3 protein-coding genes and 1 pseudogene are annotated in these 4,208 nt (G+C 64.1%); 1 reads left to right on the top strand and 3 read right to left on the bottom strand.

Features of this window, described 5'->3' with window-relative positions:
- Window positions 1-109, top strand: a pseudogene (locus tag KRZ98_RS18145) (IS5/IS1182 family transposase); the annotation flags it as partial.
- 98 nt (window positions 110-207) lie between these two features.
- Here KRZ98_RS18145 and KRZ98_RS18150 read toward each other — a convergent pair.
- Genes KRZ98_RS18150 through KRZ98_RS18160 form a run of 3 tightly spaced genes read right to left on the bottom strand, consistent with a single transcriptional unit; the run spans window position 208 to window position 3,986 of the window.
- On the bottom strand, window positions 208-1,701 hold the full coding sequence (locus tag KRZ98_RS18150) for a phospholipid carrier-dependent glycosyltransferase (protein WP_217674841.1): 1,494 nt from the start codon (window positions 1,699-1,701) through the stop codon (window positions 208-210).
- Between the two features lie 15 nt (window positions 1,702-1,716).
- Complete coding sequence (locus tag KRZ98_RS18155; protein WP_217674842.1) at window positions 1,717-2,889, bottom strand: TonB-dependent receptor; 1,173 nt, start codon at window positions 2,887-2,889, stop codon at window positions 1,717-1,719.
- Window positions 2,889-3,986, bottom strand: coding sequence for an endonuclease/exonuclease/phosphatase family protein (locus KRZ98_RS18160; RefSeq protein ID WP_254798683.1), 1,098 nt, complete (start codon window positions 3,984-3,986; stop codon window positions 2,889-2,891). The genes KRZ98_RS18155 and KRZ98_RS18160 overlap by 1 nt, the downstream gene beginning before the upstream one ends.
- Window positions 3,987-4,208: the final 222 nt, after the last annotated feature.

Consider the following 4,208-nt stretch of genomic DNA (forward strand, 5'->3'; position numbering starts at 1 on the left):
TTTCTGCAGCCTCAAAACATTCCGCCGGATCGCTACCCGGTACGAAAAAACTGACGAGAGCTACCGCGCTATGATCAATCTCGCGGCCTTGAAAATCGCTATGCGCTAATGTCCACAGGCCTTAGATAGAATATCGTGCGCTCCAGCGCTGTTTCGGCAGATGACTGATCTTCGTCATCCTTTGCAGGCTGCTTGTAATATAGGCCATCATTCCTGCCGGAGATACAGCGCGCCCTCCCCCGACGGAAGCGACAGGATGTGATAGTCATGCGCGACCGCCCAGGCGACCAGGGGTGAATCGAGACCGTGTGGATTGGCCGGGGCAGGCGCGCTTTCCTGCCCCGTTACGATCGCTGCGGGGAGATGGCGGGTCAGGCCGTCCGCGACGCTTGCGCCGTTCAGCACATGGAATGCGGCCTGTTGCTCCGGGGTGAGCAAATCATGCGTGCGGTAGAGGAATGGACCGGCGGCAAAACGCGGATCGAGCGAAATCCCGCTGTCGACGACCCGCTCCGGGGCCAGGCTGACGATCGGGCCTTTGATTCCGGCAGCGCGCACGCTTCGCCCGATCGCATGGGCATCATGGGTCGCCGACAGGATGGGACTGTGGACGCGCGCGATGTTCGGGGCGATGCGGATGGCGGTTTCGGCCATGCCTGCCGCCATGCACAGCATCAGGGCCGCAATGGCAGCGGCGCGCGACCAGCGGAGATCGTCCAGCATCAGGCCGAAGCGGAGAAACAGCGCGGGCAGCAGCGGCACCAGATATTGCACATAAATGGGCCGGGGTAGCCATGCCGCGATCAAGCCAGCAAGGATCACGCTGTTGAGCAGAGCTGTCGTCATGGAGGTTTTTGCGGATCGACGCAGGATGGACACCCCCATCGCGACGAGCGCAAGGAGCGCCGACCCCTGCGCCAGAAAACGCAGCAGCCGCAGCGCGCTGAGCGGGGTTTCCACCATATAGGTGCGCTGGTTCAGCATCTGCCATTCCTGCGGCGCCTTCAGGCTATAGTCGATGATGCCGAACCAGGCCGCATCCGGCGCGATCGCCCACAGGATCAGGGTCGGCAATCCACCCGCGACCCCGCCCGCCGCCAGTGCGAGGACGCTCATCGGGCCGAACCGTTGGATATTGACCAGCGCGAACAGGCCGATGGCGGCGGCGGGCAGGCCATAGCTGATCTTCGCAGAAGCCGCCGCGCCCAGCAAAAGCCCGGCGAGCATGAAGAATAGCGGGCGACGTCCCGTGCCGAGCGCGTCGATGAGCAGCGCTAGACCGGCCATGTGCAGGAGCAAAGGCAGGGCATCGTTCCGCGCGACCGTCGCGGCGAACAGGAAAGCATGGCTGGTGACGAGCGCCATGGCCGCAATCCCGGCGCTGCGCCGCGATCCTCCCACCCGACATACGGTCTGATATAACAGCGCCGCCGCACCCGCCGCACACAGGGCGTTGACGGCGCGCAGGGCGAGGAACAGCCACCCCTCGCACAACCAGGCCAGCGAGGCGAAAAGCAGGGGTTGCAACGGTGTCTGGAGATAGGCGAAATCGCGATAGGGCAGACCCGATCGCATCAATGCCACAGCGGCGACATATTGCCCTTCATCATGGTCGATCGGCCGGAGGGCCGCAATACCCAGCAGCACGGCCAGCAACAGCAGGAAAATATACAGCGGGGGTATGCAGACAGCCTTGGTCATCACAGGGCAGGATGCCTACCAGCCCATGTCGGCGCTGAACATGACCGCGCGGGTCTGGTCGACGGCATGGAGGCTGCCCATCGCGGTCGGGCCGGACAGGCCGATGCTGACATGGCGGCTGGGATTGATGAAGCGCGCGGCAAAGCGCAATCGCTGGCGACCCTGTTGCACGGGCGCATATTCGATGCTGCCTTCGGCGCGCAGGGGCGATTGTTGGGTGCCTAGTGCGGCCAGGGCCGCACGACCGGTGCGCGATCCTTGCGCGGCGACACGCCACGCCCCGCTGGTCCAGGCGGCGGCAAGGACCATTTCCCGTTCCTGTACGGATCGCCCGGTCATGGTTTCCACCGCCGCCTGCTGATAGCGGACGGACCAGTCGAGACGCGGCGTCAGCTGATGCCGGGCCATCATCCTGACGCCAAGCAGGCGGGCAGACCCGATATTGGCGGGTAGGTAGGCTCGATCGGCAAAGGACAGACCATTGCGGATGTCGGCACGATAGAGGCTGGTCGTCACCATCATGTCCCCGCCCGACCATTGACCGCCGATCGAGGCGACCCGGCTTTTTTCAGGGCGGAGGGAGCGGCGCAAAGCATCGAAATCGGGGCGCGAAAGGCCGAGCGGGCCGGTAAAGCCGGTATCGCCATAGGCGCGCATGGACTCGTTATAGTCCATCGACAGCGTGATTGCAGATGTGGGTCGGTAGTGGACGACGGCGTGGGGCAGGAACCAGTCCCGCGCGCGCAGCCGATCATCACCACTGCCGATCGTCACATTGGCATTGCGGTTGCTGACTTTCAGCCCGGCAAAGCCCAGCGTCATCGCGACCTGATCGGAAAGAGCGAAATGATCCTCGACCGACAACATCCGCGTGCGGCTGCGCGGGCGGTGATCGTAGCCTGATGCGCCCATAGCGGGTAAAATATCAGCCTGCGCCCCGATGAGCCGGCGGCTCTGGCGCTGGAGGCGCAGGGCCACGATATGGTCTGGCTCATCACCGGGCAGCGCGGGGATCGCGCCGATCCAGCCATAATCGGGGCTGGTCCTGCGCGCCTCCAGCAGGGGCGATCGCCGGATCGCATGCTTCAACGTGAAGCTGATGCTTTGGTCGACGAATATGTCCTGCGCCGATGCGGTGCCGCTCTGGAGCGCCAGCGCAACCAGGCCGAGCAGATACAGGCTGCGCATCAGCGATACTCGCCTTTCGGCGCAGGGCTGGCATCGGCCAGCGCCAGTTGCTGGCGCTGGCGGTCATAGGCGATGACATAGCCGAAATGATCGGAGAGCGGCTGACCGTCAGGCTCCGACCCGAACGGCACATGCGCGCCCTTCACGACGAGCGCGGTGCCATGCCCGGCGCGCGCGAAGATCCAGTCCTTGCGACGCTGGGTCGCGTGGATCAGGTCGTCACGCGCCTGCGGAGCGGGGATCGCAGCCTGTTGCAGGGCGATCTGCGCGCCGCCCTGCCCCGCTGCCACGAATGATAAGCCATGGCGGGAAAAGCTGTCGAAGAAAATGCGCGTGCGATCGCCATTGCCGCCGATATTCATGTCGCCGCCAATCATCAATGTGCGGGTGCGCGGGACGGCGCTGGCGATGAAGCGGGCGGTCAGATCGACCTGCCGCGCATAGGCCGCCAGCGATCGCGCCACGGAGACGCCTGAGGCCTTGCGCGCGTTGAGGTGGATATTGACGATGGCAACGGGCGTCGCTTCGCCGGGCACCTGTATGTCGGCAATCACCACGCCCTTATTGGCCAGGCAATCGAACCCCGCGCAGGCGAAATCGGGGAAGGCCAGCCGCTGGACGCGCATGATGGGATAATCGGACAGGATGATGAGGCCGCTATCGGTCTGTTTCCCCATCGCCTCGCCGCGATCCCACCGGGCGTCAGCAAGAAAGGCCTGATCCGCCATTGCGGGCGCGATCGGCGAACGCATCAGCCGATCCGGTCCGAACGTCATGTGCCGATAGCCGGACGTGCGCGCAATCTCTGCCGCCTGTGGTGTGAAGGCTTCCTGCAACAACAGGATATGGGGCTGCTGCCCCCGTTGCCGCAGGGCGCGCAAACGCCCGCCGATCCGCGCCAGCGCGATGTCCCGATCAAAAGCGAGCGGCCAGGGCAAACCCTTGATATTATAGGTCATCATGGAGAGCGTCGTATTACCGCCACCCGGCAGTGCTTGCGCCGTATCGGGACGATATGGCAGGTTGCTGCTGGTCGATCCGGTTGCGACGAAGCTGACCAGCCCTGCAAACAGCATGGCTCGCATGGTCTTGTACATGATGATGCCCCCCAATGGCTGGCGTCGTCATAGCCCGCCAATGAGTCGTCCGCGTTTCTTCCGCACTGCAATATGATGAAAGTTCGATGGCGGCAGCGTCACTGATCCGACCAGTAATTGTCATGCAGCGAGCGGAAGGCTCCGTCTGGTCCCTTCATAGAGGGTGAAGAGATCAGCGAAATGCGCGTCCATCGTGCGCGTGTCGGCAGCGGCTGAGCCGGC

It is taken from the genome of Sphingobium sp. AS12, assembly GCF_019097845.1.
GTDB lineage: Bacteria > Pseudomonadota > Alphaproteobacteria > Sphingomonadales > Sphingomonadaceae > Sphingobium.